The sequence below is a fragment of the Parashewanella curva genome, from assembly GCF_003675895.1.
Lineage (GTDB): Bacteria > Pseudomonadota > Gammaproteobacteria > Enterobacterales > Shewanellaceae > Parashewanella > Parashewanella curva.
The window spans coordinates 39080-45300 of sequence record NZ_ML014785.1 but is presented as its reverse complement, the minus strand read 5'-3'; the positions used below and the strand labels follow the sequence as shown (position 1 = coordinate 45300).

The 6221-nt window shown below is 43.1% G+C and carries 4 protein-coding genes and 1 other RNA gene; all 5 read right to left on the bottom strand.

Features of this window, described 5'->3' with window-relative positions; all coding sequences use genetic code 11:
• Nucleotides 1–203 precede the first annotated feature (203 nt).
• The 5 genes from D5018_RS12540 to D5018_RS12520 all read right to left on the bottom strand — a co-directional run bounded on the left by D5018_RS12540 (nt 204) and on the right by D5018_RS12520 (nt 6192).
• Entirely contained in the window at nt 204–749 is a 546-nt protein-coding gene (locus D5018_RS12540) for an outer membrane beta-barrel protein (RefSeq protein ID WP_121839345.1), read from the bottom strand.
• 36 nt (nt 750–785) lie between these two features.
• Nucleotides 786–1415, bottom strand: coding sequence for a phosphatase PAP2 family protein (locus D5018_RS12535; protein WP_165905060.1), 630 nt, complete (start codon nt 1413–1415; stop codon nt 786–788).
• A gap of 85 nt (nt 1416–1500) precedes the next feature.
• Nucleotides 1501–1865: RNase P RNA component class A (gene rnpB / locus D5018_RS12530), an RNA gene on the bottom strand.
• Between the two features lie 105 nt (nt 1866–1970).
• A complete protein-coding gene (locus D5018_RS12525) occupies nt 1971–5093 on the bottom strand; it encodes an efflux RND transporter permease subunit (RefSeq protein WP_121839343.1) in 3123 nt (1040 codons plus the stop codon).
• A 4-nt stretch (nt 5094–5097) separates the two neighbouring features.
• Complete coding sequence (locus tag D5018_RS12520) at nt 5098–6192, bottom strand: efflux RND transporter periplasmic adaptor subunit (RefSeq protein WP_121839342.1); 1095 nt, start codon at nt 6190–6192, stop codon at nt 5098–5100.
• Nucleotides 6193–6221 lie beyond the last annotated feature (29 nt).

Below are 6221 nucleotides of genomic sequence, written 5' to 3'. Positions count from 1 at the left end.
TAAGGGTTTGTGTGTTTTAGTTTTTGTCTAAGCAACAAGATTATAACACGCAAACCCTTACCTTTTCTTTAAATATCAACATGATAAACGATTTTTATTGTTGGATTTGAACTCCGAAACTTGAGTTAAATAGATAAAGATAGAAAGAGGGCATATTTTTAATGCCCCCTTTTCAATTTAATCATTGCCGTTTGATGAAAAACTTAAAAATCAAACCGCAAGCCAATGTTAGCAATATCCACATCATTTGAACGATTGTAAGAAAAATCAACCACTAAACTGTCGGTTAAGCGATATCCTACGCCAGCACCAATGCCGAGTTTCCAATCATCAGAGTCAACACTCAGGTTATTTCCAAGAATGCTTGTCGTACCTTTAGAATCTATACGGGTATAAGTCGGTTCGCCATAAATGATGAATCCATTATCCCATTCATATTGAGCGCGAACAGCCAAACCAAATGCAGCTTCAAGCTCAATGTCAATGGTTTGCACTTGGCCAGGAATAGGACTTGGTACAGAAACGTCATCTTCACCGACACCTGTTGCATATCTAAGCTCGGGGATGATATCGAAACCTTCACCGACATCAAAACGGTAGGATAACGATCCTTGAATTCCATTTAACGATACATCTGGCCCACTATCATTACTCATAATACCAATGTAATGTACACCAGCTCCCCACTGAGCCATTGCTGTCGTAGAGAAACCCGCCAGTATTATTGCCAATAGTGTTTTTTTCATCATTCACGTCCTTATGTTGATAAATTTCATTAGGCAGAGTCAGTATAGTTGAGATTTAATTTTTTGAAGTGCGAAAGCAAAACAGCTTAATCCAATAGCCATGCCCACCAACACATCAGAGAAGAAATGAATGCTGATAATGATCCGACTTAATCCTAAAAATACGCCAAAGCTAACAGTCAACAAGGCAAGCAGTCTGTGTTTTTGATAAAGGACTATCCCTATTGGGATAATCAAACTCGCCGCCATAGTGGCATGCCCAGACGGCATTGAGCTGTAATCGTGGATGAGTGTGAAGCCATGAAAGCCATACCAGTCATGCTCGATAAATAGTTTCGGACGATAACGACCAAGCAAAAACTTAAGCAAAAAAGTAACGCCAATCGCTAAAGTATAACCGCTAAATACGACTTTCATATCATGAATACTATCAATTTTGCCTTTCGAATAAAGAAGCAAAATCAATAGCCCAACGATGATAACAAGCGGTAAGATCACCCCTGTTCCTGTACTTGCGCCTAATAAATGCATAGCATCAAATAAAGCAGTATTTTCAAACAGCTGGTAACAGTAGAGAGCAATCGCCTTATCCCAATAAACAAAACTGACGATTGCAAGTACGATAAGCACTAATGAAATACGATAAAGAACATCACTGATAGATTGCATGCCCATTCTATCCTGATCTAGAGGTTATAGATTGAGCCTAGCGTAGAAAGCAAAAATGTCGACCGAAGTCGACATTTTTATAGAATTAGTGAGTTGACACTTGTAAGCCGGGTTCTGTTCTGTCTTGCGACAGCGACAATCATTCGTCTAGGCCTGCAATCGCTCGCAGGCTCAAGCAATCTACCCGTTCCCAACGCGAGCCACGCCATGCGGGAACCTATTTGATCTTGCTCCGAGTGGAGTTTACCTTGCAACCAACTGTTACCAGTGGCCCGGTGCGCTCTTACCGCACCCTTTCACCCTTACCAAGCAAGCTTGGCGGTCTTCTCTCTGCTGCACTTGTCGTCGGCTCACGCCGCCCAGACGTTATCTGGCACCCTGCTCTTTGGAGCCCGGACTTTCCTCCCCACCATCCATAAAGATGATGCAGCGATTGTCTCGGTCAACTCGCGAGGTATTATACCCGTGATAACTCAAGATGCAACTGTGTATCTTGAGACATCACGGGTATACACCCAAACCATAGACTCTAGGTTATGGCTTAGGCATGGAATATCACGCCGTTTTAACAGAGCGACGATTATTCCACCAACTCGAGACATTAGCCCCTAACACCAACAAGCACGGAGTTAAGAATAAGGTCAGTACCGTTGCAAACGCTAAGCCACCGGCAATCGCACTGGCTAATTGTGTCCACCATTGAGTAGACGGTGCGCCGAACGCGGCTTCTCGATTAATAAAATCAAGGTTCATCGACAGTACCATAGGGATCAAACCAAGTACGGTCGTCCCTGCGGTTAACAGCACTGGTCGTAAACGTAATTCCCCTGTTATCAAAGCCGTATGATAAGCAGAATGACCTTGTTTACGCATTGCATTGTAAGTATCAATCAATACGATATTGTTGTTTACCACAATCCCTGCTAACGCAATGATCCCTAAACCAACCATCACAACACCGAAAGCTTGTTGAGCGACTAACAGTCCGAGTAATACCCCAGCGGTTGAAAAAATAATAGCACTCAGTACCAGCAAGCTTTGATAAAAGCTATTAAACTGCATAAGCAGAATCATCAACATGGCAAACACCGAAATAAAGAAAGCTTGAGATAAAAATACCCCTGTTTCTTTTTGATCTTCAGAATCGCCTTTTTCGGTAATACGAATATCAGCAGGGAAGCTCTCGTTTTTCAACTTGGATTGCAGGGTTTGCAAACGTTCGCTGGCTAAAAAACCCTCTTTTATGTCTGCTTGTATGGTAATAACCCGTTTGGCATCGACACGTTTAATGGTTCCTGTTTTCGCAACTGGCTTTAACTCTACAAAATTAGATAACGGCACAGAGCCAGATGGCGTTTGAATACTGAAATTAGACAGCTGATCTAAATTGCGTTCGCTTTGTGGAAAGCGGATCATAATATCGACTTCTTCTTCAGCATCATCGGGTCTAAAGTCTGTAACCTTATAACCACGAGTCATCATTTGGATGGCACTACCAATAAGGTTAATGTCAGCGCCATAACGCGCAGCAGCGCGGCGATCTACCGTCACCTGCCAGTCGATGCCAGGCAGAGGTCGGTTATCTTCAATATCTTTTAGACCGTCAGTTTTATCCATTTCAGCTCGGATCATATCTACCGCATGGTAAATGTTCTCTTGGCTAATACCACTGACTTGTAATTGAATAGGTTTACCGGCACTTGGACCATCTTCTTGTTTACGAAACTCTAATTTAACGCCAGCAATATCGGCTGTTTTTTGGCGCATTTCGTCAAGGATTTTCGATGCAGGACGACGCCATTTCCAATCAATAAATTGAAACTGAACCGTACCCACGACATCTTCAGCCAGCTGGTTAGGCGCTTGATTATAAGATTGTGCTGAAACAGACTTAAGCTCAGGCATACCAATCAAACGTTCTTCAACGTGGCGAAGCAGCTTATCTTTTTCGTAAATAGACAAATCACCACGAGCATGAACCAGTACTTTAGCACTATCAGGCTCTGTATCAGGGAAGAACTCTGTCCCTAATCCAAAGGTAAAATAACTCATGTAACTGATAATGATCGCCATGATCGTCAGGCCAAACACCTTGGTTGGGTGACGTAAGCCTAACGCTAAGGTCTTTGAATACCAGCCTTTACCATGGGCTTCAGCTTGCTCTGTGTCATCAACAAGAGCAGTCTCAGCACTCTCGTTTCTACTGGGAGCTTTTTTGCTTATGGCAGCACCTAGCACAGGCAGGAACACCAAAGCCACGAACAATGAAGCGATCAAGCAGATCATTACCGTGATCGGCAGGTATTTCATAAATTCACCAACAATACCCGGCCAACCCACTAATGGAACAAACACTGCTAATGTTGTAGCTGTAGATGCGATGATAGGCCAGCTCATTCTTTTTGATGCCATGGCAAACGCTTGCTTGGGCGTTAGGCCGTTATCGGCATAACGATTAGCCAGTTCGGTAACCACAATAGCACCATCAACCAACATTCCCACCACTAAAATTAAGCTGAACAAAACCACGATATTTAAGGTATAGCCAATCATGTAGATGACTAAAATCCCAGCAAGAAATGACGCTGGTATCGCCATGCCCACTAACAGAGAAGAGCGAAAACCTAAGGCACCGATGATCACAATCATCACCATAATAACCGCACTGATGACATTATTTTGTAGGTCACCAATCATGGTGTTGATTTGATCGGACTGATCTAAGGTGTAATCTAAGCTCAATGTACTCGGCCAGAAACCCTCTTTTTCAGCGACTATCTGTTTCACCTTAGAAATAGTGGCAATGATATTTTCACCGACACGCTTTTTCACTTCAAGGTTAATTGAGCTTTGGCCATTTAGTCGTGCAAAACCTTGGGCATCTTTGTAAGTACGGCGAATAGAAGCGACATCTCCAAAGGTTACCACGGTATCATTAACGGTTTTGATCGGCAGCGCGAGCATGTCATCAATATCTTCGACAACGCCCGGTACTTTAACCACCATTCGTCCATCACCATTATCAATGGCTCCGGCAGCAACAAGTTTATTGTTGTTACTGATACTGCGGATCACTTGCAGAAAATCGATGTTGTAGGTCTCCAGGATTAGAGGATCGACAATTACATCTAATACTTCCTCACGGTCGCCACCAATCTCTACTTCCAATACTTCAGGTAAGGCTTCAATATCATCCTTAAGATCCCGAGCTAATCTAAGCAGTTGTCGTTCAGGGATCGGTCCTGACAAACTCATGGATAACACGGGAAACAAAGCCACATTTACTTCGTGAACTTCAGGTTCTTCACCGCCCGACGGCAACTTAACTTTGGCTAAATCGACTTTTTCTCTCACATCTAGCAAAGCTTGAGCGGAATCAAAACCAGCATCGAACTCAAGCGATACCGACGCATGGCCTTCCGAGGCCACCGATTTCATCTCTTTTACGCCTTCAATGCTGCGAAGCTCTTTTTCCATCGGACGCACTAACAAACGCTCGGCATCTGATGATGAGATCCCTTCGTGCACCATAGAAACATAAATATTGGGAATAGCAACATCTGGCTGCGATTCACGGGGTATAGCCACATAAGCCACTGAACCCGCTAAAATCACACAAAACAATAATAATAAAACGGCGCGGCTTCTATCCATCGCCCAGTCTATCAATCGACCCATACCGTTATTCCTTTTCCAAGGTCACATACTGAGGTTCAACAGTTTGCCCATTGGCAACGAACCCCTGACCAACGGTGATTAAGGTGACTTGCTCTGGGAGACCTGTTACGTAAACTCCAGAAAGATCTGAACGAATAAGATCAACCAAATAAGTGTTCACTTGATTATGCTCATTTACCCCTTTGACTTGTAAACGACCATCAGTGGATAAATCCAGCATTGATGCTGGTATTTTGTGGGTATTAATTGAATTCAAATCCAATGCTACTTTGGCACTTTGCCCAAAAGCAGGTAATGACTGTAAGCCTGTGACTTTAGCTTCCACTCGGTAAGTACGAGTTTGAGGATCGGCAGATTGAGAAATGTAACTCACCTTACCTTGTACCATACTACCATTGGTCAACTCTGCCGTTACTGGCAAGCCCTGCTTGATATTTGCAATGTCCCGCTGAGGCACTTGAGCCACGATCAACAAATAACTATTGTCTACTAGAGTACCTATCGGATCGCCGACCCCTACATAACTACCGGGTTCTGCAGTGAGTTCATTCAAAATACCACTAAACGGTGCTTTGATTTGTGTATGTTGTAGGTTAAGTTGCAACTGTTTTACGTTAGCTTCGGCATTCGCTAACTGTGCCTGTGCTTGCTTATGTTGATTTGATGAAACCAGCTTCTTTTTGAACAGGCGTTCGCTGGCTTGTAAATCAGCTTGCTTTACTAATAAATCGGCTTTAGCTGATTCAAGAGAGAGTTTTCTGGCATTTTCCTCAAGTTGAATAATCACTTGCCCTTTTTGGGCTTGCTCACCTTTAAGGATGTTCTTTTTGATCACTTTACCAGAGACTTCAGCTTTTAATGACACCTGTTTTGGTGCTTCGATTTGACCGCGAAGATTAAGGATATTGCTCATTTCATTTGCGGTAAAATCAGCAACTTGCACTTTAAATAATGACTGCTTTTTTTGTTGCTGCTGGTGAGTTTGAGCTTGCTCACTACTGTCTTGACTGGTTGAAATCGTGCCTGTTGCAATCCATGCAACCGCAACTAGTGCCAGTACAACCGCTATCGTTACGGAGTTTAACTTTGGTTTGATCATATTTTCCAACTTATATTAATTTCTACCAT